Genomic DNA, 26,214 nt, shown 5'->3' on the forward strand with positions numbered 1-26,214 from the left:
CGCTACGCACCCTCGAGGTGGCGCTGCGCGGCAATCGAGCGAGTGTCGAAGTCAGCCTCGAACCGCGGAGCATCCGCAGGATCGTCGTCAAGGCCAAAACCGTGGCCAACGCCCCAGCTGACCCACACTTCATCTCCGAACTTGACGTCAGAGCCGAAGGTCATGTTTTGCGCGAACACGATGAGCGTGCCTGCGCCGGGGACCTCAACCAAATACTGAGTGCTCACACCGCTGAACGAGACATCCGTGACGCGACCGGGGCCCATCACGTTGACATCAGCGTCATGGAGGGGCTTTGCGGAGTGCAAGGTCAACTTCTCGGGGCGCACGCCGATCGTGATTTCGCCGGTTGTGCGGTGGGCTCGGGCGGCAGGGACCACAATCTTGTGACCCGCGACATCCACCGCCACACCCGCGCTTGTCGTGCTCACAACGGGGCCGGTGAACAGATTGGACTGCCCGAGGAAGTTCGCCACAAATGCTGTCCTGGGCAATTCATAGAGCTCTTGAGGGGCGCCCATCTGCTCTATGCGGCCCTTGTTCATCACGGCGATCGTGTCGGCCATAGTCATGGCCTCCTCTTGATCGTGGGTCACGTGCAGGAATGTAAGGCCGACATCCTCTTGGATGGTTTTGAGCTCAAGCTGCATTTGGCGACGCAACTTGAGGTCGAGCGCACCCAGCGGTTCATCGAGCAGAAGCAGTGCCGGCCGATTGACGATGGCACGTGCCAGCGCAACACGCTGCTGCTGCCCTCCGGAGAGTTGCTGAGGTCGCCGACTAGCGAGGTGATCGAGTTCCACCAGCCGCAGCACTTCGTGCGCTTTGCCCAGAGGGTCGGTCATCTTGCGGCGGCGCAACCCAAAAGCGACATTCTCGAGCACGGTCATGTGCGGGAATAGCGCGTAGCTCTGAAACACCGTGTTAACGGGTCGCTGGAACGACTTCTGGTTGGTCACATCGGTGCCACCGACCAAGATCCGTCCGGCGGTGGGAGCCTCGAGGCCAGCGACGAGTCGCAGCGTCGTTGTCTTGCCGCAGCCAGACGGTCCGAGCAGTGCAAAGAATGACCCTGCGGGGATGGTGAGATTGAGTTCTTCAATCGCGGTGAAGCCGGGGAAACGTTTATGGATTCCCACCAACTCAAGGTCTGCGCCACTCTCCGCAAAGGTGTCTGTCGTCATTAAGCTGCCCCGAGCACGACGCTCTGGAAAGCGGTGTTGTACTTCTGCTCTTCAGAACTGTCGAGCTCACGGAACACGAACGCTTTCGACAGCATCTCGTCGTCGGGGAAAATCAGCTTGTTCTCGGCGAGTTCAGGATCGATAGCCATCATCGCTTCTTTCGCGCCGACCACGGGCGTGATGTAGTTCACGTAGGCGGCTACCTCGGCAGCGACCTCGGGGTCGTAGTAATAGTTGATCATTTCTTCCACGTTCGACTTCGCGCCACTGCCAATCGGCACCATGAAGTTGTCGTTCCACAGAGTTCCGCCATCGTCGGGAACGATGAACTCCCACTTGTTTCCGTTTTCGGCATTCAGCTGCACGATGTCGCCCGACCACACAATTGCAGCCACGGTGTCGCCGTTGACGAGGTCCTCTTTGTACGAGTTGCCCTTGATGTTTCGAATCTGGCCATCGGCGACTTGCTTCGAGAACTCGTCGATCGCTGCGTTGAACTCGTCGTCGCCCCAGTCTCCAGCGATATCGACGCCCTGGGCGAGCATGATCAGGCCCATGGTGTCGCGCATCTCCGAGAGCACTCCGACGCGGCCCTTGAGGTCGGCCTTCCAGAGGTCCTGAACGGATTCGATTCCGCCGGGCAGTAGTTCCTTGTTCCAGCAAATGCCTGCGAAGCCGCCCTGCCACGGGATGCTCAACTCGCGACCCGGATCAAAGTCGACATTTTGCAGCGAGGGCAACAGGTTGTCGACGTTCGGCATCTTGCTGCGATCGAGCTTCTGGGCGTAGCCAAAGCGGATGAGGCGAGTGGCCATCCAGTCGGTAAGGCAGACCACGTCTGCTCCGATGTCTTTGCCGAGGGAGAGCTGGTCTTTGACCTTGGCGTAGTAGGTGTTGTTGTCGTCAACGGCTTCGGTGTATTCGACCGTGATGCCGGTCTGAGCTTCGAAGGCGTCGATGGTGGGGTAGTTGCCCGCGTCATCGACATCGACATAGAGCGCCCAGTTGTCCCAACGGATGAGCTTGTCGGTGGCGCTGGTGTCGGGAGCAGCGGTTAATTCATCGGGGCCGGTCGAGCAAGCGGCGAGCGCGAGCCCTGTCGCACCCGCAGCGGCGCCAGTGAGCAACGCACGTCGATTCATGGTGGCGCTCTGGGCTTTGCGGACCAGTTCGCGGATGATTGGATCAGCAGGTAAAGGCTTGGACTTCATGACAAGTTCTCCTAGCATTCGTGACGTGCACCGGACGCCCCGCTGCGTTGTAGGGCTGACTGATATTTGCACATATCAGCAGCAAATTCACTAAAAAATGTCGAAAACATCGGCATTGCAATATATTTGTCACGAAATCCGCACAAACTGGAAACAAAGGGCGTCCACTCACAGGCGCGAGTTCGGAGCGAGCGCACAGGAAGCCCTTTGCTACACTTTTCTTCGCCGGGCCACAGTAACCCCGGGCTCCAAAATTAGCCGCTTAGAGCGGCCCTGCGTCGTGAGGCGTTCTCTGTGGCTCGGCTTTTCTTCTGCCCCGGCGATGTGCTGCTAAGGGCACCACGGTTTCTGAATACCGACCAAACCCTTTGCGCGAGGGCGCCGAATTACCCACCAGTGAAAGCAACCGATGAAAACCATCGTTGGCCCCGCATCCACTGACTGAAAATTCGCTGCTGAACCACTCGAACTGCGATGAAGGAGCACAGGAACCTGTCATGCTTGCCCTTATGTCTCGTGAAGCTGATGTCGGCACAACGCCCGAAGAACCGGGTGCGCCTGCTGCGAGTCCACAAGACCTACTTGAGCGTGTCGCCACTGGTGATCAGGCCGCATTTAGCGAGCTGTACGACCAGATGGCGCCCCGAGTTTTTGGGCTCGTTAAGAGGCTTCTGCGCGACCATTCGCAGTCCGAAGAAGTGACTCAGGAAATCTTCTTAGAGATCTGGCAAACCGCTACCCGTTTCGATTCAAACCGGGGCGCTGCGGTCAGCTGGATTCTCACCATGGCTCACCGCCGCACCGTTGACCGTGTGCGTGCATCGCAGTCGTCCCGCGACCGCGACGTTCGTATCGGCATCCGTGATCACAACCCGGACTACGATCACGTCTCAGAAACCATTGAAGTCCGACTCGAACACGAAAGGGTAGAGAAGGCCATGTCCCGACTGACTGAACTCCAGCGCCAAGCTGTTTCCCTTGCGTATTACGGCGGCTATAGCCACAGTGAGGTGGCGACCATGCTTAAGGTTCCTGTCGGCACTGTCAAAACCCGACTACGTGATGGAATGATCCGCTTACGCGACGAAATGGGGGTGGCATCATGAACGACCGCAACGACGACCTCGCAGCACAGTCTGGCGCCTACGCTCTCAACGCGTTGAGCCCAGAAGAGCGCGAAGCGTTCGAGAAGCACCTGGCTGCTTCCGACGAGACCCGCACCGAAACCACCGAACTGTCAGACACGGCAGTGGCGCTCGGAATGGCCATTGACCCGGTCACTCCGCCTCCTGCCCTCAAAACCAACCTCATGGCGATGATTGCGCAGACGCCGCAGTTGCCGCGCGAAACAGACACCGCAGTGGTGGCGGACGATGCTTCAGACGGTGAGGATGCCGCATCCGCGCCACTCTCCAACGTCACGCCCCTGGCGGCCTCGGTTTCGCTCGCGGCTGACGGCTCGGCTGAGCAGTCAAGCACCTCGGCTGCTGCCCCGGCGACTCCCGCTCAGACCAAGGCTCAGGCCCGCTGGTTTACGCGTCCGGCAACGGCGCTCGCCGCGGTTGCTGCCGCAGTGGCGCTCGTTGTCGCGGGTGGTGTGGTGGCCGATTCCATCGGTCGCTCGAGCATTGAGCAGTCCAGCTTTGCGTCGCAGCAGGCCGACCAGCTTGCGGCGATCAATGCAGCGAGTGATTCGCAGCGTCTGGTTTCGACTGTTGCGGGAGGAGCTACAGCTACTTTCGTGTGGTCGGGTGAGCTCGCAGCATCCGCGGTCATCGTTGATGGTCTTGAAGCGTTGCCGGCTGATCAGGTCTACGAGTTGTGGTACATCGATGACTCCGGTGCACGCCCGGCTGGTCTCATGGATGCCGCTGAAGACGGTCCAACGTGGCGCGTCTTGGACGGCGATATGGGTGCAGGCGATGTTGTCGGTGTGACGATCGAACCAAAGGGTGGCTCGGATGCGCCAACTACCGATCCCATTGTGGTCTTCGAGAGCGCGTAAACTAGTGGCGAGCGGCTAACAGTCCGCTCGCCTCCACGGCACATTCACGCACTCAGAGGAGCGATCATGATCGGCAGGGGAACCCAAGTTCTCCGGGCGCTGATCGTCGCTGCCTTCTCGGTTTTTGTTGCCGCGGCCGCCCACGTTTTTGGTGGCGGCAGCATGCCCAGTTGGGTTGCTCTCGTGCTCGCCCTTACGTTCGCGGCGCTCATCAGCATTCCGCTCGTCGGAAAGCGGATGTCGCTCCCGCGCGTCGCCGTGGCGGTTACGATCGCTCAAACGTTCTTCCACACCGTCTTCGCGGTTATTGGCAATCCGGGCAACGTCGTGGCGCAGTCCAGCGGACACCACGACCTCGCGTTCACGGTTGTTGCGGGTTCGATTAATCACGGCGCCCACGGTGCGGGGGCTATGACCGCAGGCCACATTGTCGCCGGCATCATCACGATTGCGGCGCTGCGCCAGGGCGTCACCGCACTCAGTTCGATTGCTGCGAGCGCTGGCCGCCACCTTCGTCAGTTGTTCTCGACTCAGGTTGTTCCTGTTGTCATCCGTCGCACGGTTGTTGCTAGCGCCGTCTGCCGTGACGAGATCATGGCAACGCTGCAGTCGTTGCGTTCTGTTGTGAGCCGCAGAGGGCCACCGACCGTCAGTGCGGTCTTCTCCTAACCCTCTCTGCAGTGTGGTGGCTTTGTGCCGCCCCTGTGCGGTTGCGCGCATGCCCCTGATGGGCTGTGTGTGCCTCCGCGATGACAACGGAAAGCTGACAACTCAAATGACGTTTGTGCGTACTTGTGCGCGCGTAGTCGGGGGAGTGGCTCTTGCTGCTCTGCTCGTATTCGCGATGCCTCAGACGGCTTTTGCCCACGATCAAATCATCGGGCAAACGCCGAATGAGAACGAAGTGCTTGAGATTGCCCCGAGCGAGATCACTCTCGAATTTACGGGCGAGCTCATGGACATCACTCAGCTCGCCATGGTGGTGGATGCCGACGGCACCGACTGGGTCAGTGGACCCATGCAGGTGACAAATCGCACCGCCATCCAGCCTCTGCTACCTGAGATGCCTGAGGGCAGCTATCAGGTGCGGTGGCGTGTGGTGTCGAGCGACGGCCACCCGATTTCGGGAAGCTTCGAATTCGCGGTTGGTCAGGAGACGCCGGGGGCAACCTTCGGCCTTGAAGAAGACGCCCCTGAGCAGCTTGACACCGCTGCCTCAGCAACAGACAACTCGACAACGGGCATGAGTCCGCTCGTTGTTACCAGCCTCATCGGTGCCGGTAGCGGCATCGTCCTTTTTGCCGGAGTCATCGCAGCGCGATGGTTCTGGATTCGACGAAAGAAGTAATACAGAAATGATCCGCACCAAAAACACCTTTAGCCTCATCGCCGTTCTCGCGGCAGGAGCGCTTGCTCTCGCCGGATGCTCGACCGCAGCATCCACCGATGGCGACGACAGCATGGAGTCGACCGCCACTACTCTCACGACGTCCGACACGTGGGTCAAGGCAATCGACGGCGGCATGACGGCCGCGTTTGGGATGGTTGAGAACCCCACCGATCACGACATCACGATCGTGTCGGCGACCACGAGTGCCTCAGATATGACGGAACTCCACGAGACGCTGGAGAACGAATCGGGCGACATGGTCATGCAGCCGATCGAGGGTGGCTTCACCATTCCGGCGGGCGGAATGCTCATGCTTGAGCCCGGCGGAAACCACATCATGATCATGGGCGTTACTGAGCCGATTCTTGCGGGAGATGACGTCACTGTCACCCTCACGCTTGATGATGGCATCACGCTCGAGTTCACGGCTCCGGCCAAGGACTACTCCGGCGCCAACGAGAACTACGAGGGCGACGACGAGATGGACATGGACCACGATGACATGGAGATGGACGAGTAATTGTCTGAACCAGTAGAGCCCGACACTTCGCGTCGGCTCTCGCGGCGGCACCTCCTCTGGGGAGGTGCCGCCGCGGCGGGCGTCGGCGCGGCAACAGCAGCCGGAGTGAGCATCGTTGGCGACACTTCGGGTTCGGTCGCGCCCACAAGCACCGGCGATAACACGACTGCGGGTTTCACCCCGCAGGAGGCCTTTGAAGGTGCTGTGCCGTTCTACGGGGTGCACCAGGCTGGCATCGAAACGCCAGCCCAGTCCAACGCCGTCTTTATCGCGCTCGATCTGCGCGACGATATCGACGCTTCTGGGTTGCGTCGCCTTATGGGCGTCTTGACGGATGACGCAGCTCGCCTCACGGCGGGGCAGCCCGCTCTGGCGGACTCCGAGCCTGAGCTCGCCGTCATCCCGGCGCAGCTCACGGTCACCTTCGGGTTCGGGCCGCGCGTTGTCGAGCTGGCAGGCAAAGCCGCGCCCGCGTGGCTCGGCCCGCTTCCGGCGTTCGGCATCGACAAGCTCGATCCGACCTATTGCGATGGGGATCTCCTGATCCAGATCGGCGCTAACGACCCGCTGACGGTCACTCACACCGCGCGCATGCTGCTCAAGGATGCTCGGAGTTTCGCTCTGCCGCGGTGGTCGCAGAGCGGCTTCCGTCGCGCTGCAGGAGCTGAGAATCCCGCCGCCACTATGCGCAACCTCTTCGGTCAGCTCGATGGCACTGGCAACCCTTCGCCCGGCACCACCGAGTTCAGCGAGGCAGTCTGGAGTACCGACGTTCCGTCGTGGATGGAGGGTGGCACGAGCTTCGTCTTGCGCCGCATCGCCATGGATCTCGATGGCTGGGACAAGATCGACCGCCTCGGCCGGGAGGAGACCATCGGTCGCACCCTCGACACCGGTGCGCCCCTCACCGGCACCGTTGAGGGCGACGAACCCGACTTGGAGGCGAAAGACAGACTGGGCTTCCCCGTCATTCCCGCCTTCGCCCATGTTCGTCGGGCGAAAGAGAACGAGGCAGCTAACAAGATGTTCCGTCGTGGCTACAACTACGACGACACGGTGCTGACGGGTGCCGAGAGCGTTTCGAACTCGGGGCTGCTCTTCGCGGCATTCCAAGCGGATGTCGATAAGCAATTTGTCCCCGTGCAAAAAGCCCTCGACACGCTTGACTTGCTCAACACGTGGACCACACCCGTCGGGTCGGCGGTCTTCGCTATTCCGCCCGGCTGCCAGCAGGGTGGCTACATCGGAGAAACCCTCTTCTAGAGAGTGCGAGCAGACAACAGAACAGCCCCCGGCCGGCTGGCGCGGGGGCTGTTCTGTTGTGCTCAGGCGGCTCGTTAGCCGAACTTGCCCGAGACGTAGTCTTCGGTTGCCTGCACGCTAGGGTTCGAGAAGATCGTGGTGGTGTCGTCGTATTCGATGAGCTTGCCAGGAGCACCGGTGCCGGCAATGTTGAAGAAAGCGGTGCGGTCAGAGACTCGGGCGGCCTGCTGCATGTTGTGGGTCACGATCACGATCGTGTAATCCTGCTTGAGTTCCTCGATGAGGTCTTCAATGGCCAGAGTCGAGATGGGGTCGAGGGCCGAGCACGGCTCATCCATCAACACGACGTCGGGCTTTACAGCGATGGCGCGCGCGATGCAGAGTCGCTGCTGCTGTCCACCAGAAAGGCCAGAGCCGGGCTTGTCGAGACGATCCTTTACCTCTTGCCACAGGTTTGCGCCGATGAGGGATTGTTCGACGAGGTCGTCGGCGTCGCTCTTGCTCATGCGCGAGTTGTTGAGCTTCACACCAGCGATCACGTTGTCGCGAATCGACATCGTGGGGAACGGGTTGGGGCGCTGGAAGACCATGCCCACCTGGCGGCGAACGCTGACGGGGTCAACACCGGGCGCGTAGAGATTGTTGCCGTCAATGAGCACTTCACCCTCAACGTACGCACCGGGAATCACCTCGTGCATGCGGTTCAGGGTTCGCAGGAACGTTGATTTGCCGCAACCAGACGGGCCGATGAAGGCGGTAACGGTGCGGGGCTCAATGGTGAGCGATACACCTTCTACAGCGCGAAACTTGCTGTAGTAGACGTTGAGGTCATTGACTTCGATGCGCTTAGACACGAATAGGGGTTCCTTCGGTTATCGACCGGTCTTGGGGGCGAAGATCTTGGCGATGATGCGTGCCAGGAGGTTCAGTGCCATCACGATCAGGATGAGGGTGAGTGCTCCAGCCCACGCCCGATCGATGTAGGCCTGGGCGTCGGTGCCCTGAGAAATGTAGGAGCTGTACACGAATACGGGCAAGCTCTGCATCCGGTCGCTGAACAGCGAGTAGTTGAAGTTGTTGGTGAAGCCAGCGGCAACGAGCAGCGGGGCGGTTTCACCGATGACGCGGGCGATGGAGAGCATCACACCGGTCGTGATTCCGGCGATGGATGTCGGCAGCACAACTTTCAGAATGGTCAGCCACTTGGGCACGCCGAGTGCAAACGCCGCCTCACGCAGTTCGTTGGGCACGAGTCGCAGCATTTCTTCGCTCGAGCGCACGACCACGGGAATCATGAGCACCGACAGGGCGACAGCTCCGGCGATTCCGACCCGAACGCCGGGGCCGAAGAAAATCACGATGAGGGAGTAGGCGAAGAGGCCGGCGACGATCGAGGGGATACCGGTCATGACATCCACGAAGAAGGTGATCGCTTGGGCAAGACGACCGCGACCGTATTCGACGAGGTAGATCGAGGTCATGAGGCCGATGGGAACCGAAATGATGGTTGCCGCGAGAGTCATTTGCAGGGTGCCGATGATGGCGTGGGCTGCACCGCCACCTTCGCCGACGACGTTGCGCAGCGAGAGGGTGAAGAAGTCGAGGTCGAAGCGGGCTGCACCGTTGATCACCACGGTGTAGAGCAGTGAGATGAGCGGCAGGAGAGCGATAACGAACGCGAGGGTAACCAGAGTCGTGACGAGTCGGTCTGTGGCGCGACGGTGGCCTTCAACGAGTCGTGAGACGGTCACGAGCACGATGCCGTAGAGCACGACGCCGAAAAATACGGCGCCGACGACGTTGAACTCGCCTTCTGGCTGGCCTGCCTGAATGAACAGGAAGATGATCACGAAGGTCGCGAGGCTGCTGATCAGGATGAGCAGGGGAGCCCAGCGGGGCAGTTGCCCGGCGGCGTAAGCGTTCTCGATGGGGCGCGCGGGGGTGGTGGTAGTCATCAGTTCGCTCCCGAGAATTCCTTGCGGCGGTTGACGATGTAGCGCGCGATCGTGTTGACGATCAGCGTGATCGCGAACAGGATCAGGCCTGTTGCGATCAGTACGTTCACATTGAGTCCGTAGGCCTCGGGGAAGCTCAGCGCGATGTTCGCGGCGATTGTCGACGGGTTAGTCGAGCTGATCACGTTGAAGGTGATGACGTTGGAGGCCGACAGCACCATGGCAACAGCCATGGTTTCACCGAGGGCGCGGCCGAGGCCGAGCATTGCTCCCGAGACGATGCCGGCGCGACCGAAGGGAAGCACCGCGATTTTGATCATTTCCCAGCGCGTTGCGCCGAGGGCGAGTGCAGCTTCTTCGTGCAGCACCGGGGTCTGGAGAAAGACTTCGCGGCAGATGGCGGTGATGATCGGCAGGATCATGACGGCGAGCACGATGGAAGCGGTGAGGATGGTGCGGCCGGTGCCCGAGGCTGGGCCGGCGAAGAAGGGGATCCAGCCGAGATTGTCGGCCAGCCAGGCGTAGGCGGGCTGCACTCCGACGGCGAGAACGTTGCCGCCCCAGAGGCCGAAGACTACGGAGGGCACTGCGGCAAGCAAGTCGATGATGTAGCCGAGGGTTGCTGCCAGCGGGCGCGGCGCGTAGTGCGAGATGAAGAGCGCGATGCCGATGGCGATTGGCACGGCCATGATGAGGGCGAGGCCGGCCGACCAGAGCGTTCCGAAGACGAGTGGACCAACGTACGCCCAGAAGTTCGTTCCTTCAAGGAGCGTCGTCTTTTCTGGATCCGCGGTGATTCCGGGAACACCCTGAATGACGAGGAAGGCAGCGACGGCTGCGAGAATCGCGAGGATGAGCGCGCCAGCGGTGAGGGCCGTACCTGAGAAGAGGCGGTCTCCGGGGCGCTGTTTCGCGCGAATACGGGGGGCCGCAGTCGAGGTCATGTGTCGAGTATCCCTTATCCCTGGCTTGGCTTAGTGCGTGATCTGTACTGCGTGGTGCTCACGGGGACTGCGCGGTGCGCCGGGCCCAGTGCAAAGTCTGCCCGACCCCGCTGCTAGTAGCAACGGGGTCGAAGCAGACTCGAGGTGTTACTTGATGGCGTCTACTGCAGCCTGAGCCTTCTCGAACAGAGTCGAGGAGATCGGTGCTGAACCAGCGGACTCGGCGGCAGTTGCCTGGCCTTCGTCGCTGATGATGTAGGACATGTAGGCCTTGACCAGATCAACGTTGTCGCTTGACGCGTACTCGTTGCAACCAATGAGGTAGCTGATCAGAACGACCGGGTAGACACCCGATTCTTCGGTTGCGCGGTCGATCTCAACAGCGAAGTCGGTCTCGCCTCGGCCTTCTGCGAAGGGCGATGCGTCAACAATGGCTGCTGCAGCTTCGGGCGAGTACGGCACGTACTCGTCGCCGACCTTGACGGCTACGACTCCGAGGTCACCGGCGCGCGATGCGTCGGCGTATCCGATGGTTCCGGTTCCGTTGGTTACTGCGTCAACGAGACCAGAGGTCTGAGGAGCACCCTCGCCACCGAACTCGGTTGGCCAAGTTTCGATCGATCCGACGGTCCATACCGAGGAAGCTGCAGCCGACAGGTAGTCGGTGAAGTTCGCGGTCGTTCCCGAGTCATCAGCGCGGTGAACTGCGGTGATGCCGAGGTCGGGGAGGTCTACGCCATCGTTCTGGGAGACGATTGCATCGTCACTCCAGTTGGTGATTTCACCCGTGAAGATGCCGGCGATCGTGTCAGCGTCGAGGTTGAGCGAGTCAATGCCGTCGATGTTGAAGATGATCGCGATGGGGGAGATGTAGGCAGGGATCTCGAGGATGCCGGTGCCGGGTACGCAGGATACGAAGTTGTCTTCGTCAATCTCTTCGCTCTTGAATGCGCGGTCGGATCCAGCGAATTGGCTTCCGCCACCGATGAACGTATCGCGTCCTCCACCAGAACCGATGGGGTCGTACTCAACAGTGACGTTCTCGTTCGCCGTCTGGAATCCAGCAACCCAGGCCTCCTGGGCTGACTGCTGCGACGAAGCGCCGGCGCCAACGAGGGTGCCGGTGAGGTCGGACATGTTCTCATCGCTGCTGCCGTCTTCGGCTGCTGTGGCGCAGGAGGAGAGGAGGATGGTGCCTGCGATAGCAATGGCACCGATGGTGCCAAGACGCTTGAAGTTCACAGTTTTCCCTTCGGGATGTTGATTACAGGTTTCAGGTCGGTGCGACCCAAATAGAAAACTTAGGCACGGCAGGTAGCCACTTTTGCCCGGTTAGGTAAACGGGAGGTAAACGACCCATCAACAGGAGACGGGAGAGCCCCGGTTTTTCGGGGATGAGGTGTCAGAGGGTGCCGAAACTACTTAATGGCGGCGACGGCTGCCGACGCTTTTTCGTAGAGCGAGTCGGAGATGGGGGCCGAACCTGCTGACGCGGCAGCAGCCTGCTGACCTTCGGGGCTGATGACGTAGTCGAGGTAGCCGGTGAGCACATCGAGGCGATCGGTGGAAACATATTCGTTGCAGGCGATCAGGTAGCTGATGAGCACTACCGGGTACACGCCGCTTGCGGTGGATGCTCGATCGATCTCAACCGCGAAGTCGGTGTCTCCGCGACCTTCCCCGAAGGGCGAGACATCCACGATGGCCGCGGCGGCTTCCGGCGAGTAGGAGACATACTCGTCACCGACCTTCACCGCCACTGTGCCGAGGTCACCGGCGCGCGAGGCATCGGCGTAGCCGATCGTGCCGGTTCCGTTGGTGACAGCATCCACAACGCCGGATGTTTGAGGTGCGGCTTCTCCGCCGAACTCGAGCGGCCATTTTTCGATTGAACCGACCGTCCACACGTCGGGCGCTGCGCCAGTGAGGTAGTCGGTGAAGTTGGCGGTGGTGCCCGAGTCGTCTGCACGATGGACGGCAGTGATGTTCAGGCTCGGCAGCTCGACGCCGGGGTTCTGCTCGGCGATGGCCGCGTCATCCCACTGCTCGATTTCGCCCGCAAAGATGCTGGCGATCGTGTCAGCGTCGAGGTTGAGCGAGTCGATGCCGTCGAGGTTGAAGATGATCGCGATGGGAGAGATATAGGCCGGGATTTCGAGAATGCCGGTGTCAGGAACGCACGAAACGAAGTCGGCTTCGGCGATCTCCTCGACGGTGAATGCACGGTCGGATGCCGCGAACACCGCGCCACCACCGATGAAGGTGTCGCGTCCTCCTCCGGAGCCGATGGGGTCGTATTCGACCGTAGCGGCCACGTTGGCGAGCTGGAAGCCCCGCACCCAGGCCTCTTGCGCGGCCTGCTGTGACGACGCCCCTGCGCCGATAATGGTCCCGGAGGGGCCAGACGCGTCGCTAAGGTCGGTGGGTACACACCCGGTGAGCGCGAGTGCGCTGGTCATCGCGATGATGCTGACGGTGCCGAGGCGGGTGAACTTCACGGGGGTCCCTTCGAGAAAATGACGTGCACGTCATTGTCTCGCGAATTCCTATGGAATTCACCGCACCGCAACCTTGATGGGCTACTGAGTGGGCAGGCTCGATTTAGGACTCGTGTGTTTCTACCGCAACGAGGCGAGGCTTCTTGGAGTCTCGGGCAAAGTGCAGCACCGAAAAATCACCGGTATTGAGCAGGGCCGCTGCGCGTAACTGCGAGTCGGGCTTGGCATGGCTGGCCTCCGCGAGGGCGCTCACAATCTGTGGCAAGACGGGGCCGTGGCTACACAGCACCGCCGTTTGCTGCTTCTTGAGTCGCTTGGCGACGAGCGCGGTGATCGCTTTGCCGTTGCTCGAGTAGGAGTCTTGGCTGAGATCGTCGGTCGCTTTGATCTCGAGTTCGGTGCGTTGCGCGAGCGGCGTGATTGTGGCGAGGCAGCGCGCTGCGGTACTGCTCAGGATGCGGTCGGGCGCGAATGCCGCGATGCTGCCGGCGATGGTGGCGGCTTGGTCTGTCCCGCGGTGCATGAGCGGGCGAGTGGCATCCGGTCCGTCCCAGGTTTCGCCGGGAACGGCTTTGCCGTGGCGAACGGCGATCATCGCAAAGGTGCGAGCATTGCCGGCGTCGTAGACGGCGGCGAAGCGGTCAAGAATATCGATGTCGTGCGTGTAGCTGACTTTCTTGCGGGCTTTGGCGAGCGGCAACCATTCGAGCGCGGAGATTTCACCGTTGGGGGTGAACTTGGCGACCTCGAGGGTGTGGTCGTTCACTTCGGCTGACCAGTAGTGCACGTACTTGTCTCGGCCGTTGGCGAGCGTGTAGTGCACGCTACCGAGCGGTACCCCGAGATCGACGCTCAATCCGGTCTCTTCGAGGATCTCGCGCACAGCGGTCTCTGGCAGCATCTCACCCGGATCCAGCTTGCCCTTGGGCAGCGAGACATCCTTGTGAACGGTGCGGTGCACGAGCAACACTCGCGGTTTACCGTCGACGACGCGCCAGCAGACTATGCCTGCGGCAAGGACCGGAGTGTTCGCGGCGCTCACCGGCGAGACCCGCCTCGTTTGCGCTGCGTTATTCGCTTCATAAGAACATTCTGCATGTCGTTGAGAGGTTCACCGGTCTCCGAAGTACCGTGGCGCACCCAATCGCCTTCCTCATCGAGCCACCAGGAGGAGGTGTTTTCGTCGACCGCGAGGTCGAACATGTACTCGAGTTCTTCGATGTGCTCGGGTTCGACAATGCGCACAAGAGCTTCGACGCGACGGTCGAGATTGCGGTGCATCATGTCAGAACTGCCGATGTACACCTGCGGGTCTCCGCTGTTGTGGAAGGCAAATACGCGCGAGTGCTCGAGGTACCGGCCAAGAACAGAGCGCACGCGAATGTTCTCGCTGAGACCGGGAACTCCGGCTCGCAGGGAACAGATTCCTCGCACAACGATGTCGATAGGCACGCCAGCATTGCTCGCCCGGTAGAGCGCATCGATGATCGCCTCATCCACCATCGAGTTCAATTTGATGCGGATGCCCGATGGCAGGCCTTCACGAGCGTTGGAGGCTTCGTTCTCGATCTGCTTGATGAGGCCCTTACGCAGATGGCGCGGAGCCACTAGGAGTCGCTTGAACTTTTTCTCGATGGCATAGCCAGAGAGCTCGTTGAATAGTCTCGTGAGGTCTTTTCCGACCTGGTCATCGGCGGTCAGCAGCCCGAGGTCTTCATACAGGCGGCTGGTCTTGGGATTGTAGTTTCCCGTGCCGATGTGGGCGTAGTGACGCAGCTTGCCCTCTTCTTGACGCACCACGAGCGCAAGCTTGCAGTGAGTCTTGAGCCCGACGAGACCGTAGACGACGTGCACGCCGGCCTTCTCGAGCTTGCGGGCCCACGAGATGTTCGCGGTCTCATCAAAGCGAGCCTTGATCTCAACGAGCGCCAGCACTGCTTTTCCTGCTTCAGCAGCATCGATGAGCGCTTCGACGATAGGGCTGTCACCGCTGGTGCGGTACAGGGTTTGCTTGATGGCGAGCACGTGCGGGTCAGCGGCGGCCTGCTCAAGGAAGGCCTGAACGCTCGTGGAGAACGACTCGTAGGGGTGGTGCAGCAGGATGTCCTTGCGGGCGATCGCGCGGAAGATATCGGCGCGTTCGTTGCCTTCGGTCGGCATGAGGCTGCGACTCGTGATCGGCACGTGGCGTGGGTACTTCAATCGGGGGCGGTCGATGCCGGCGAGCTGGAAAAGTCCGCTGAGATTCAACGGTGCCGGCAGGCGGTACACCTCTTGCTCAGTGATCTTGAGTTCCCGCACGAGAAGACCGAGCGTGACGTCATCCATATCATCGGTGATCTCGAGGCGGATGGGCGGCCCGAAGCGACGATTAAGGATCTGTTTCTCGAGCGACTTGATGAGGTTCTCCGACTCATCTTCGTCAACGTTCACGTCTTCGTTGCGGGTAACGCGGAACTCGTGGTGCGCCAGAATCTCCATTCCGGGAAACAGGGCGCCGAGGTGGTTGGAGATCAAATCTTCGAGCGGAATATAGCGCAGCTGGTCGCTGCCGTCATCCGGCAATTGGATGAAGCGAGGCAGAACGCTTGGCACCTTCAGGCGCGCGAACTCTTCTTTTTGGGTCTTGGGGTTACGCACTCGAATCGACAGATTGAGCGAAAGCCCAGAAATATAGGGGAATGGATGCGCGGGGTCGACCGCCAATGGCATCAGCACCGGGAAAATCTGGTTGGAGAAGATGTCGTGAACGCGCTCGCGGTCTTCCGGGCCGAGGTCGGCCCAGGTCTCAATGTGGATCCCCTCGGAATCCAGTGCTGGCTTCACGCTGTTGAGGAACTCGGCGGCGTGACGTTCTTGCAGCGCGTGAGCGGCAGCGCTCAACTCTTCGAGCACTTCTGCCGGTGCCCGCCCAGTGTTGGTCGGAACAGCAAGCCCAGTGTCGATGCGGCGCTTGAGCCCCGCAACGCGCACCATGAAGAACTCATCGAGGTTGCTCGCAAAGATCGCCAAGAAGTTGGCGCGTTCCAGCAGCGGAAGGGACTCGTCTTCGGCCAGTTCGAGTACGCGCTGGTTGAAGGCGAGCCAGCTCAATTCCCGATCAAGGTAGCGATCAAAAATCAGCGTTCCATCATCAACACTCGACGACTCGTCATTGTCGTACTCGTCAAGCGAGTCCGTTGCAGAGCTCGGGTCGACGATTGCGGTCTCGTTGTCCATCCCCTCATCCTGCCACTGAGTGATGAACAACTGATTAACTCCGCCCACACTGGGAGGCAGTTGATGGCGCTTTGCTAGACAGCGATACTTTGCGGCGCGAGGTCGGCGGTGGAGCCGGTGCTCGAATCTGCTACAGGTGCTTTCTCGGTCTCTTCAGCAATATTGAAGCAGTAGCCGACGTTGCGCACGGTTCCGATAAGCGACTCGAGATCGCCGAGCTTGGCGCGCAAGCGACGCACGTGCACGTCGACGGTGCGGGTGCCACCGAAGTAGTCGTAACCCCACACTTCGCTCAAAAGCTGTTCGCGAGTGAAGACGTGAGAGGGGTGCGAGGCCAAGAAGCGCAGCAACTCGAACTCCTTGAAGGTGAGGTCAAGAGAGCGGTCACGCGCCTTTGCCGAGTAGCTGGCTTCGTCGATGACGATTCCGGATGCTCGAATCTTCGAAGCGGAACTCTCACCCTCGCGGCGCGCCAATGCCAAACGGATGCGGGCATCGACTTCGGCTGGTCCGGCGCCGGACACAAGGAAGTCGTCGATGTGCCACTGGTGATTGACTGCTGCAAGGCCGCCATCAGTGACGACCACGAACAGCGGAACCGTGATTCCGCTGGAATTGAGTACGCTGCACAGCCCTTTGGCGGCCGCAAGATTGATGGTCGCGTCGACCATGATCAGGTCTGTGGTCGGCGCGGCAACAAGAGTTGCGGGCGCGGCAACGACAACCTCCACCGTATGGCTGAGCAACTCCAGGGCTGGGAGCGGTTCAACGTCGGGCGCAGAGCTAAGCATCAAGATGTGTGCCATATGGCCTCCCCACTGCGTGAAAGGAATTCTACCGTGTGTGCGCGCTCCCGGCTGACGGGGCCCGACTTCGGCACATTCATCGTTACGATGGGGATATGACTTGGCAAAAGTGGAGCGTCGTGCCCGTGTGGGCGTTAAGCCTTATCGGTGCCGTCATTGTCGGGGTCTTTGAGACGCCGGAGCTGCGAGTCACGTGGCTGGCGATCGTATTGGCGGCCTGCGTCATTCTTACTTTCGTTATTCAGTTGATAATTCACCGCAAAGAAGGTTTCGTGGCGAGAGCCACCGCCAGCATGGTTGGCGCGCTTGCCATCGTCGCGGCCGCTACGGCGATTTTCGCTGTGATTTAGTGCGGCACGGCTGCACAGGGATAGGATTAGTACATGCTTCTCGCACTTGAGCTCTTCTTCGTCGGCCTTCTCGGTCTCGCGACGCTGTCAATCGGCTACGTGTCGGTTGTCGTTGTCTACAACCTCTTTCGCGGCCAGCGCTAGCCGCGCCGCATCGTGATTGAGCTAGACACCTCCGGCCCCGCTGAACTCGCGCCACTTTCGTGGCTCGTTGGACTGTGGGAGGGCACTGGCATCGTCGACTACAAGATCGGCGAAGAATCGCGCAGCCTCGAATTTGGTCAGCGCATCAGCTTCACGCACGACGGCCTCCCGCACCTCAACTACAACTCTTACACGTGGTTGCTTGACGATAATAAGACTCCGCACGTGACCGAAACTGGGTACTGGCGTCTTCGCCGTCCCGCCACCGAGGGAGACCCCGGTCCCGGCCTGCTGCCGGCAATCGGAGAACGTCCCTACGGCACAGCCGACGAGGTCGAAACGCTGCGCACTGCCGACGGAGGCTTTGAGATCGAAGTCTCGATCGTGCATCCGGGCGGCATCAATGAGTTTTACATCGGCGAGGTCACGGGGCCACGCATCGATTTGGCTACCGACGCAGTGATGCGCACCGAGAGTGCCAAGGAGTACACCGCCGCTACTCGCATGTATGGGCTCGTCGAGGGCCATTTGCTGTGGGCGTGGGATATCGCTGCTCTTGGCCAAGACCTCCGCACGCACGCATCGGGGCGACTCGCTCGTGTCGAATAGTTCATTCGCTGCTCGGCCCGGCGCTGTCGGCAGCCCTCCCGAGCACTACGGCAATCCTTTTGGAGAGCAACGCGCTCTCGTCGAGGGCCGCTCGGTAGTCGAGCTTGCTGACCGCGCTGTCATCACGATCACCGGCCCCGACCGGCTGAGTTGGCTCGACTCACTCACGACGCAGTCGCTCACGGGCCTCCAGCCGGGGGAGAGCGCCGAAACACTATTGCTCAACCCAAATGGTCGCGTCGAACACGCCATGCGCCTCGTCGATGATGGCGAAACTCTCTGGTTGCTTGTTGATGGTTCGCAACGAGAGGCTCTCGCCGCCTGGCTCGACCGCATGCGCTTCATGCTGCGGGTAGAAATTGCTGACCGCAGCGACGACTTTGCGACAATCGGCAGCTTCGGTGACTCGCTCGAGCTGCCCGTTGCCGTCTCGCAGGACATCCCGCTGGTCTGGAACGACCCCTGGGCAAGTGTTGTTCGAGGCGGACACCAGTACTCAAAGTCAGATGCTCACCCGGCTGCCACGTGGAATTACCGCGAATCACTCGTCGCGGCAGATGCCGACCTCAGCGCGTTCGACGCCGCAGGGTCCCTCGCCGTCGATGCCCTCCGCATTGCAGCCTGGCGTCCACGCTTCAGCTCCGAAGTCGACGACCGCACCATTCCGCACGAACTCGACTGGATGCGCTCCGCCGTGCACCTCAACAAGGGCTGCTACCGCGGGCAAGAAACAGTGGCCAAGGTGCACAACCTCGGGCATCCACCCCGTCGCCTCGTCATGCTGCACCTCGATGGCTCGGAGGGTGCACTGCCCGAAGCTGGCGCCGAGGTAAAACTGGGCGAAAAGACTGTCGGAAGCGTCACTGCGTCTGCTCGCCACTTTGAGCTGGGCCCCATTGCCCTCGCCGTGATCAAGCGGGGAGTGGACAGCGCCGAGACTCTGGCTGTTGCCTCCGACATCGGTGAGATTGCCGCCGCGCAAGAAGTCATCGTTCCCACCGACGCGGGTGCCGAAGCGAACGTGCCGCGCCTGCCCCGGCTCGGAGCCGTCACTCGCGGCTAACGGCATCCAGTCATTCTCGGTACTCTTGAGGTATGACTCACACCCTGATTTTGTTGCGCCACGGCAACTCCGAATGGAACCAAAAGAACCTCTTCACCGGATGGGTGGATGTCGGGCTCACCGACCAAGGCCGCACCGAAGCCAATCGCGCAGGTGAACTCATTGCCGCGTTCGAGAAGCAGCCGGACATTCAGTACACCTCGCTGCTCAAGCGTGCGATTCACACCGCCAACATCGCGTTGCAGGTTGCCGACCTCGACTGGCTTCCGGTCAAGCGCTCGTGGCGACTCAATGAACGTCACTACGGAGCGTTGCAGGGCAAGGACAAAGCTCAGACTCTCGAAGAGTTTGGCGAAGAGAAGTTCATGACGTGGCGTCGCAGCTTCGACGTGCCGCCGCCCCCGCTCGACGACGACGCGGAGTACAGCCAAGTTCACGACCGCCGCTACGTAGGCATCGACGGCGAGATTCCTCGCACCGAGAGCCTCAAGCTCGTCATCGACCGCATGTTGCCCTACTGGGAATCAGATATCACCAAGGATCTCGCTGCCGGCAAGACCGTGCTCGTGACCGCCCACGGCAACTCGCTGCGCGCGCTCGTGAAGCACCTCGATGGCATCTCCGATGACGACATCGCGAGCCTCAACATCCCGACCGGTATCCCGTTGGTGTACGAACTCGACGACAACTTCATGCCGATCAAGCCGGCCTATTACCTCGACCCAGAAGCCGCAGCAGCCGGTGCCGCCGCTGTTGCCTCGCAGGGCAAGAAGTAGCCAATACTTGACACGCAAGAAGCCCCGATGAGAGAAATCTCGTCGGGGCTTCATGCGTGGTAGCGACTCGGGTGAGCAGCTACCACTCACAGGATGAGACGGGTTTAGTCGTCTGCCGGAATCCAGTCGCCGGTAGCAAGATACTGAACCTTCTTGGCGATGGAGACCGCGTGGTCTGCGAAGCGCTCGTGGTAGCGAGACGCCAGAGTGGCATCCACGGTATCGACCGCAGCACCCTTCCAGGTTTCACCGAGCACCTTGTCGAACACGCTCAAGTGCAGCGCGTCGATTTTGTCGTCGTCGTTGCGAATCTCTTCGGCAACGCGCACGTCTTCATGCTTGAGCAGCTCTACCAGCTTGTTGGCGACCGCAACATCGAGTGCACCGAGCTCTGCGAAGGTTCCTCGCAGTGACTTCGGTACAACCTTGTCGGGGAAGCGGTAACGCGCAAGCTGAGCGATGTGCTCAGCCATGTCACCCATGCGCTCGAGTGAAGCGCTGATGCGCAGGGCGCTCACTACAATCCTCAAGTCGCGGGCGACTGGTTGTTGACGAGCGAGGATGTTGATCGCAAGCTCGTCGAGTTCGGCTGCCGCCGCATCAATCTGGTCATCGTCTGCGATCACTGTTTCCGCTAGTGACACGTCTGATTCATTGAATGCTTTTGTGGCGTTGTCTATTGAGACAGCCACCAGGCTGGCAATTTCCACGAGGCGATCTTGCACCTCGCGTAGTTCTTGTTGAAATACTTCGCGCACGCTATCTACGTCCCTTCGATACGGGCATGACGAAGCCCGCACGGCTTAGGCCACCCTGCCCGCGTCAGGTTAACAGCAGGTGTTGGCGGCCTGAACTTTATCTGAAGTGAGCACCCGTCGCGAACTCGCGGCAAGCGAACGCCTCAGATGTAACTAACCTAGTGGCTATGGACTCTGCGTGGCTCGTGCCGGCCGCCCTCGCTTTCGGGGTATTTCTTGGCGGCGGTATGTCCTTCATCATCTACGCCGCAGCTAAACGCGGTCAGCGAGCCGCCCACGTGGTCTCTTCTGCCGTGCCGGATGGCGTAGATCAGGTCATCGATGCGCTGGAATCCGCGGGTATCGTGCTCGATCCCTCGAACAACATCATGAAGGCCTCGAACGCAGCGTTGACCTACGGCCTCGTCTGGAATCACGCGCTCGTGCATCCGGAACTCGTGGAGTTCGTCGACCAGGTGCGCCGCACTGGCGTGCCCATTGCGCAAGAAGTTCACCTCTCTCGCGGCCCTTTTGGCGACGCAAACATTTATCTTTTTGTTCGTGTTGCTCGCCTCGGCACGCGATACGTTTTGTTGTTGGCCGAAGACCGCACGGAGTCGTACCGTCTTGATGAGGTGCGTCGTGACTTCGTCGCCAACATCAGCCACGAACTTAAGACTCCCATCGGTGCTGTGGGTCTGCTGGCCGAAGCGCTCGTGAGCGCCTCAGATGAACCGGATCAGGTGAAGCGATTCGCCAAGCGCCTCACCAAGGAATCCCACCGCCTCGCTCGCATCACGCAAGAGATCATCGAGCTCTCTCGACTGCAGTCGGCCGACGGGCTTGCTGAAGCGGCTCCAGTCGATATCGACACGGTCGTATCGATCGCGATCGACCAAAACCGGGCAGTCGCTGAGTTCAATAAGGTCACGCTCGCCAGCGGCGGGCTTACCGGGTTCGAGACCTTCGGAGACGAAACACTTCTCGTTCTTGCTCTCGACAACCTCATTTCCAACGCTGTGCAGTATTCGCCAGAGAACACTCGAGTCGGCATCGGGGTGCGCCACCGCGACGGGGCCGTCGAAATCTCCGTTACCGACCAGGGCGTGGGAATTCCCGAAGATGAACTCGACCGCGTCTTCGAACGCTTTTACCGCAGTGACCCCGCCCGCAGCCGCCACACGGGCGGCAGTGGGCTTGGCCTCAGCATTGCCAAGCACGTCGTGCAAAACCATGGCGGCGACATCCGTGTGTGGTCGCAGCTAGGCCACGGCTCTACCTTTACGATTCGACTGCCCGAGATCGATCCCGACGTAATCAACGCAACAGGAGAAAAACAATGACCCGCATTTTGATCGTCGAAGATGAGGCGTCGTTGAGCGAGCCTCTCGCGTTCCTGCTCGAGCGCGAAGGCTACGAGACGACCATCGCTGAAGATGGTCTCGCGGGACTCGCTGAGTTCGACCGTAACGGTGCCGACGTCATCCTGCTCGACCTCATGCTCCCTGGCCTCGCTGGCACCGAAGTGTGCCGCGAGATTCGCACGCGCTCGAGCGTGCCCATCATCATGCTCACCGCCAAAGACAGCGAAGTGGACATCGTGGTCGGCCTCGAGCTGGGAGCGGATGACTACGTCACGAAGCCGTACTCAACTCGCGAACTCTTGGCCCGCATCCGTGCCGTTATGCGTCGTCGCACAGAAGATATTGACGAAACCGATTCGATTCTCGAAGCCGGGGGAGTGCGCATGGATGTCGAGCGTCACACGGTGTCGGTCGACGGTGCAGATGTCACCATGCCGCTCAAAGAATTTGAGTTGCTTGAGCTGTTGCTGCGCAATGGTGGACGCGTACTCACGCGTGGCCAGCTGATCGATCGAGTCTGGGGCGCTGACTACTTCGGCGACACAAAGACGCTCGACGTGCACATCAAGCGCATCCGGTCGAAGATCGAGAAGACGCCGTCGCAGCCGACGATGCTGGTGACGGTTCGCGGTCTCGGCTACCGCTTCGAAGACTAAGGCTTAGCGGGGGTGCATGCCTGGCTTGCTGAGCCGGTGTGCACCAGCCCAGTTCGAGCGGACGCTATGGCGAGCTATTCGCCGAGTGCGCTTGCGGGAGCGAGGTCGCTGTAGATCGGGTCGCTACCGGAGATCACCGGAATGAGCAGTTCTTGACCGCTGTCGTCGCCGAACTGCAGGTAGATGGGGAACAGCTGGCCAGCCTTGACGCCCGCATCGGTGATGACGATCGTGTCGCCGTCTAGCTCGGTGCCATAGGTCTTGACAGTGTTGGACGTGATCGGCTTCGAGATGTCGATGCGCTCGCCATCAACGGATTCGTACTGCAGTCGCAGGCTGCCGCTCGTGGAGGTCGTGTTGACGACCGTAATCATGAGGCTTACGGCAGAGTCATCGTCGTTGCTGATCGCAAGAACGTTGCGAACCTTCACGTCGCCGACCTCGGCGCCGATGCCGTCGCTGGGGTCGTACTGGTTCAGCGTCGCCGTGGGCGTGATGAACGAACAACCGGCGGTGCCCACTAGTAGAGCGCCGGCAATGAGGGCGGAGGCTGCAGCGCGTGCTGCGCGAGTGCGTACTGTCACGTACCCATACTAATAGATAGTGGGGCTGGCTGGTTTACTTAGGCAACCCTTACCATGTGTTTACTGTGATAAACTGGGTTTTCTTCGAGAGGACCACTATTCATGTTGTTTGAGGTCGGCGAGACAGTCGTTTATCCCCATCACGGTGCTGCAACCATCACCGAGGTGAAGAAGCGCACCATCAAGGGTGAAGAGAAAGTTTATCTCAAGCTCAATGTAACTCAGGGTGATCTCACCATCGAAGTACCCGCAGAGAATGTTGATCTCGTGGGTGTTCGCGACGTTATTGGTCGCGAGGGTCTTGACGCGGTATTCGAGGTGCTTCGTGCGCCGTTTACTGAAGAGCCCACCAACTGGTCGCGCCGTTATAAGGCCAACCTTGAAAAGCTCGCTTCGGGCGACGTCATCAAGGTTTCTGAGGTTGTTCGCGACCTCTGGCGCCGCGATCAAGACCGCGGACTCTCTGCTGGAGAGAAGCGCATGCTTGCTAAGGCACGTCAAATTCTGATCTCAGAGCTCGCTCTTGCAGAGAAGACTGACGAAGACAAAGCATCGTTGGTTCTCGACGAGGTTCTTGCCTCATAATTCTGGCATTGCTGACTGTATTCACAGGTGAGCATGGATAGGCTGGTTCGCTACGTCTTTCTGGCGGAGGAGTATTTCCTCGCCCATCGATTTGGAGATACCCGCCCCCTATGAGTCCACAGAATGCTCCGCGCGTTGCAGTGATCCTGCTCGGCGCCGGAAACGGAACCCGCCTCGGTCGAAACGAGCCAAAAGCTTTCGTCCACCTCGCTGGCCGTCCGACCCTGAGCCGTGCTCTTGAATCCGTTTTTGCCATGGTCGAGCCGACACAGGTCATCATCACGGTTCCCAAGTCCTACGCTCCGATCGCGAAGCAACTTGCGCGATCGGTACCGGGTGGTCGCGATCACGAACCCACCATCATCGTCGGTGGCGCAACTCGTCAAGAGTCTGTTGCCGCTGCGCTCGGCTACCTCGAACCCAGCGTCGATGTGGTTCTGGTGCATGATGCGGCGCGTCCGCTGACCCCGAGCGTTGTCTTTGACTCGGTTGCTGCTGAGGTTCGCAGCTCCGGCGCCGGTGTTGTGCCTGGCCTTCCCGTTGCCGACACGATCAAGCGCACGGATGACAACAGCCAAGTTGTTGAGACCGTGGATCGTTCGGTGCTCATGGCCGTGCAGACCCCGCAGGGTTTTCCGCGTGACCAGCTCGTCGCCGCTCACGCTGCCGCGCGAGAAGAGCACACCGATGACTCTGCGCTGGTAGCCGCTGCCGGCTATCCCGTCTCGATCATCGCTGGCGATCCGCTCGCGTTCAAGATCACCACGGCGTGGGAACTTCGTCGCGCCGAACAATTGTTTACCGAATCTGCCGCTACCGGCATCCGGGTCGGCACGGGCACCGATGTGCACGCCTACGACTCAACGAAGCCGCTATGGCTCGCGGGGCTCCACTGGCCCGATGAGGTCGGTCTTCGTGGGCACAGTGATGGCGATGTCGTTGCGCACGCGATTTGCGATGCCATGCTCTCCGCCGCGAAGCTCGGTGACCTCGGCAGTGTCTTTGGCACGAGCGATCCCAAATTTGAAGATGCTCATGGCGACGTGTTCCTGCGTGAAACCCTGTTCCTGTTGCGGGATGCAGGCTTCGAAGTGGGCAACGTTTCCGTTCAGCTCATTGGAAATCATCCGATGGTGTCGCGTCGTCGCGTCGAGGCGGAGGAGTTCCTCAGTGGAATCCTTGGTGCCTCGGTGAGCATTGCGGGCACGACCTCCGACGCTTTGGGCTTCACGGGCCGTGGCGAAGGTATGGCGGCGATCGCTACAGCGCTCGTGCACGTGCGCACGGTGGCCGAAGCAGCACACAACAAGGGCTAACCTCCCGCGTCGCCTCTGTCTCGTTGTCTCGTGTGGTCGAGCGATCCTCTGTGAGCCAGCCCCTGTGGGTGCACCCTTGTGCGAAATATCTCTCGGTGTGAGGCGCTGAAGCGCGCCTGAAAACGAACCTGAGTACTAATTTTTTTCGGTTCCACCTTGGTTCAATGCTCGTCGGACTGCTATACCTGTTATTACACGACTGTGAGTCCAATGCTCACATATGTGCAAATGCAATACCAGGGTCGATGGGGACACGCACCTCACGTCTACGCCACCGGCCCTGACAGGCGCCGACAACGAAGTTGCGGCTGGAGAAAGGTGTGAGATGCAATCTGTTCTGGACACGATAATTTGGGCGGCTGATTCGCCGCCAGTGCCGGCCAGTGACAACCCGTTCATTCAGGCCCTCACCTGGGGTGCGACGCACTTCATCGGCCTGTTCAATGCATCGGGTGAAGCTCTTGTTGGTTTGGCCACCGGCATCCTGCCGACACTGATCGTGCTTCTCACGTTCATGTACGCGATCACCACCTGGGTGGGCGAAGCGCGCATGACTCGTGCGGTGCAGTGGTCAGCTCGCTGGGCCATTACTCGTTACACGCTCATGCCCATCATCGCGGTCATCGTCTTGACCAACCCGATGGCGTACTCCTTCGGCATCTATCTACCCGAACGACAGAAGCCGGCGTTCTACGACTCTGCAGTGTCTTTCGTGCACCCCGTCACCGCCTTCTTCCCGCACGCTAACGCTGGCGAGATCTTCGTCTGGGCTGGTGTCTCGGCTGGAGTTCTCTCCATCGCTCCCGAAAAGTACCCGCTGCTCGCGCTGCTGTACTTCGGTACCGGCATCGTCGTGATCTTCATTCGCGGAGTCGTCACCGAGTGGATCACAAACCTGCTCATCCGTCGCCAGGGTCTCACGGCCGTCTTTGACGAGTACGACCGCGAATTTGCTTTGGCCAGTGAACGCTTCAACGAGGCAAAGTCGACCAAGAAGACCGGATCCTCGGTTGCCACTGAAGGGACGGTGTGATC

The 26,214-nt window shown here is 60.4% G+C and carries 27 protein-coding genes; 15 read left to right on the forward strand and 12 right to left on the reverse strand.

The window, feature by feature from the left end; translation table 11 throughout:
- Positions 1-2: 2 nt before the first annotated feature.
- Positions 3-1,184: an ABC transporter ATP-binding protein gene (locus tag I6E74_RS04460; protein WP_197123315.1), complete on the reverse strand. Its 1,182-nt coding sequence runs from the start codon at positions 1,182-1,184 to the stop codon at positions 3-5.
- Positions 1,184-2,395: a PotD/PotF family extracellular solute-binding protein gene (locus I6E74_RS04465; RefSeq protein ID WP_197123317.1), complete on the reverse strand. Its 1,212-nt coding sequence runs from the start codon at positions 2,393-2,395 to the stop codon at positions 1,184-1,186. Before I6E74_RS04465 ends, I6E74_RS04460 begins: the two co-directional genes overlap by 1 nt.
- A gap of 497 nt (positions 2,396-2,892) precedes the next feature.
- Between I6E74_RS04465 and I6E74_RS04470 the strand changes: the two genes are divergently transcribed.
- The 6 genes from I6E74_RS04470 to I6E74_RS04495 all read left to right on the forward strand — a co-directional run bounded on the left by I6E74_RS04470 (position 2,893) and on the right by I6E74_RS04495 (position 7,573).
- Entirely contained in the window at positions 2,893-3,501 is a 609-nt protein-coding gene (locus tag I6E74_RS04470) for a sigma-70 family RNA polymerase sigma factor (RefSeq protein ID WP_197123319.1), read from the forward strand.
- Positions 3,498-4,400 (forward strand): anti-sigma factor domain-containing protein, encoded by a 903-nt coding sequence (locus I6E74_RS04475; RefSeq protein ID WP_197123321.1) that lies wholly within the window; start codon positions 3,498-3,500, stop codon positions 4,398-4,400. The genes I6E74_RS04470 and I6E74_RS04475 overlap by 4 nt, the downstream gene beginning before the upstream one ends.
- Positions 4,401-4,466: 66 nt before the next feature.
- Positions 4,467-5,069 carry a hypothetical protein gene (locus I6E74_RS04480; RefSeq protein ID WP_197123323.1) on the forward strand — a complete coding sequence of 201 codons (603 nt, stop codon included), beginning with the start codon at positions 4,467-4,469 and terminating at the stop codon, positions 5,067-5,069.
- A 145-nt stretch (positions 5,070-5,214) separates the two neighbouring features.
- Positions 5,215-5,748, forward strand: a complete 534-nt coding sequence (locus I6E74_RS04485; protein ID WP_197123325.1) for a copper resistance CopC family protein — start codon at positions 5,215-5,217, stop codon at positions 5,746-5,748.
- A gap of 7 nt (positions 5,749-5,755) precedes the next feature.
- Complete coding sequence (locus tag I6E74_RS04490) at positions 5,756-6,310, forward strand: copper chaperone PCu(A)C (protein ID WP_197123327.1); 555 nt, start codon at positions 5,756-5,758, stop codon at positions 6,308-6,310.
- On the forward strand, positions 6,311-7,573 hold the full coding sequence (locus I6E74_RS04495) for a Dyp-type peroxidase (RefSeq protein ID WP_197123329.1): 1,263 nt from the start codon (positions 6,311-6,313) through the stop codon (positions 7,571-7,573).
- A gap of 74 nt (positions 7,574-7,647) precedes the next feature.
- Here the strand turns inward: I6E74_RS04495 and pstB are convergent, their stop codons facing one another.
- From pstB to I6E74_RS04535, 8 genes are all read right to left on the reverse strand, one after another.
- Entirely contained in the window at positions 7,648-8,427 is a 780-nt protein-coding gene (gene pstB / locus I6E74_RS04500) for a phosphate ABC transporter ATP-binding protein PstB (protein WP_197123331.1), read from the reverse strand.
- Between the two features lie 18 nt (positions 8,428-8,445).
- Entirely contained in the window at positions 8,446-9,528 is a 1,083-nt protein-coding gene (gene pstA, locus I6E74_RS04505) for a phosphate ABC transporter permease PstA (protein WP_197123332.1), read from the reverse strand.
- On the reverse strand, positions 9,528-10,472 hold the full coding sequence (gene pstC, locus I6E74_RS04510; protein WP_197123333.1) for a phosphate ABC transporter permease subunit PstC: 945 nt from the start codon (positions 10,470-10,472) through the stop codon (positions 9,528-9,530). Before pstC ends, pstA begins: the two co-directional genes overlap by 1 nt.
- A gap of 147 nt (positions 10,473-10,619) precedes the next feature.
- Positions 10,620-11,714 (reverse strand): phosphate ABC transporter substrate-binding protein PstS, encoded by a 1,095-nt coding sequence (locus I6E74_RS04515; RefSeq protein ID WP_197123334.1) that lies wholly within the window; start codon positions 11,712-11,714, stop codon positions 10,620-10,622.
- A gap of 176 nt (positions 11,715-11,890) precedes the next feature.
- A complete protein-coding gene (locus I6E74_RS04520) occupies positions 11,891-12,970 on the reverse strand; it encodes a phosphate ABC transporter substrate-binding protein PstS (RefSeq protein WP_197123335.1) in 1,080 nt (359 codons plus the stop codon).
- Positions 12,971-13,073: 103 nt separating this feature from the next.
- A complete protein-coding gene (locus I6E74_RS14695; protein WP_197123336.1) occupies positions 13,074-14,012 on the reverse strand; it encodes an NUDIX domain-containing protein in 939 nt (312 codons plus the stop codon).
- The gene (locus I6E74_RS04530) at positions 14,009-16,189 is read right to left on the reverse strand and encodes an RNA degradosome polyphosphate kinase (protein ID WP_197123337.1); all 2,181 of its coding nucleotides are present in this window, start codon (positions 16,187-16,189) and stop codon (positions 14,009-14,011) included. The genes I6E74_RS14695 and I6E74_RS04530 overlap by 4 nt, the downstream gene beginning before the upstream one ends.
- 74 nt (positions 16,190-16,263) lie before the next feature.
- A complete protein-coding gene (locus I6E74_RS04535; RefSeq protein ID WP_197123338.1) occupies positions 16,264-16,995 on the reverse strand; it encodes a response regulator transcription factor in 732 nt (243 codons plus the stop codon).
- Positions 16,996-17,090: 95 nt separating this feature from the next.
- Between I6E74_RS04535 and I6E74_RS04540 the strand changes: the two genes are divergently transcribed.
- The 4 genes from I6E74_RS04540 to I6E74_RS04555 all read left to right on the forward strand — a co-directional run bounded on the left by I6E74_RS04540 (position 17,091) and on the right by I6E74_RS04555 (position 19,937).
- Complete coding sequence (locus I6E74_RS04540) at positions 17,091-17,345, forward strand: hypothetical protein (protein ID WP_197123340.1); 255 nt, start codon at positions 17,091-17,093, stop codon at positions 17,343-17,345.
- A gap of 156 nt (positions 17,346-17,501) precedes the next feature.
- Positions 17,502-18,098 (forward strand): FABP family protein, encoded by a 597-nt coding sequence (locus I6E74_RS04545; protein WP_197123342.1) that lies wholly within the window; start codon positions 17,502-17,504, stop codon positions 18,096-18,098.
- A complete protein-coding gene (locus I6E74_RS04550) occupies positions 18,088-19,161 on the forward strand; it encodes a folate-binding protein (protein WP_307784376.1) in 1,074 nt (357 codons plus the stop codon). Before I6E74_RS04545 ends, I6E74_RS04550 begins: the two co-directional genes overlap by 11 nt.
- Positions 19,162-19,193: 32 nt before the next feature.
- Positions 19,194-19,937 (forward strand): phosphoglyceromutase, encoded by a 744-nt coding sequence (locus I6E74_RS04555; protein WP_197123346.1) that lies wholly within the window; start codon positions 19,194-19,196, stop codon positions 19,935-19,937.
- Between the two features lie 104 nt (positions 19,938-20,041).
- Here the strand turns inward: I6E74_RS04555 and phoU are convergent, their stop codons facing one another.
- Positions 20,042-20,695, reverse strand: a complete 654-nt coding sequence (gene phoU / locus I6E74_RS04560) for a phosphate signaling complex protein PhoU (RefSeq protein WP_197123348.1) — start codon at positions 20,693-20,695, stop codon at positions 20,042-20,044.
- 167 nt (positions 20,696-20,862) lie between these two features.
- Between phoU and I6E74_RS04565 the strand changes: the two genes are divergently transcribed.
- The gene (locus I6E74_RS04565) at positions 20,863-22,017 is read left to right on the forward strand and encodes a cell wall metabolism sensor histidine kinase WalK (protein WP_197123350.1); all 1,155 of its coding nucleotides are present in this window, start codon (positions 20,863-20,865) and stop codon (positions 22,015-22,017) included.
- Positions 22,014-22,694, forward strand: a complete 681-nt coding sequence (locus I6E74_RS04570) for a response regulator transcription factor (protein ID WP_197123352.1) — start codon at positions 22,014-22,016, stop codon at positions 22,692-22,694. Before I6E74_RS04565 ends, I6E74_RS04570 begins: the two co-directional genes overlap by 4 nt.
- 74 nt (positions 22,695-22,768) lie before the next feature.
- Here I6E74_RS04570 and I6E74_RS04575 read toward each other — a convergent pair whose 3' ends face one another.
- On the reverse strand, positions 22,769-23,278 hold the full coding sequence (locus I6E74_RS04575; RefSeq protein ID WP_197123354.1) for a hypothetical protein: 510 nt from the start codon (positions 23,276-23,278) through the stop codon (positions 22,769-22,771).
- Between the two features lie 102 nt (positions 23,279-23,380).
- On the opposite strand from I6E74_RS04575, the gene I6E74_RS04580 reads away from it, so the two are divergent.
- From I6E74_RS04580 to I6E74_RS04590, 3 genes are all read left to right on the forward strand, one after another.
- A complete protein-coding gene (locus I6E74_RS04580; RefSeq protein WP_129072070.1) occupies positions 23,381-23,863 on the forward strand; it encodes a CarD family transcriptional regulator in 483 nt (160 codons plus the stop codon).
- 110 nt (positions 23,864-23,973) lie between these two features.
- Positions 23,974-25,179, forward strand: coding sequence for a 2-C-methyl-D-erythritol 4-phosphate cytidylyltransferase (ispD, locus tag I6E74_RS04585; RefSeq protein WP_197123356.1), 1,206 nt, complete (start codon positions 23,974-23,976; stop codon positions 25,177-25,179).
- A gap of 325 nt (positions 25,180-25,504) precedes the next feature.
- Positions 25,505-26,212 (forward strand): PTS glucitol/sorbitol transporter subunit IIC, encoded by a 708-nt coding sequence (locus tag I6E74_RS04590; protein WP_197123358.1) that lies wholly within the window; start codon positions 25,505-25,507, stop codon positions 26,210-26,212.
- Positions 26,213-26,214: the final 2 nt, after the last annotated feature.

The sequence above is a fragment of the Salinibacterium sp. SWN139 genome, assembly GCF_015864625.1.
In the GTDB taxonomy this organism is placed as follows: Bacteria; Actinomycetota; Actinomycetes; order Actinomycetales; family Microbacteriaceae; genus Rhodoglobus.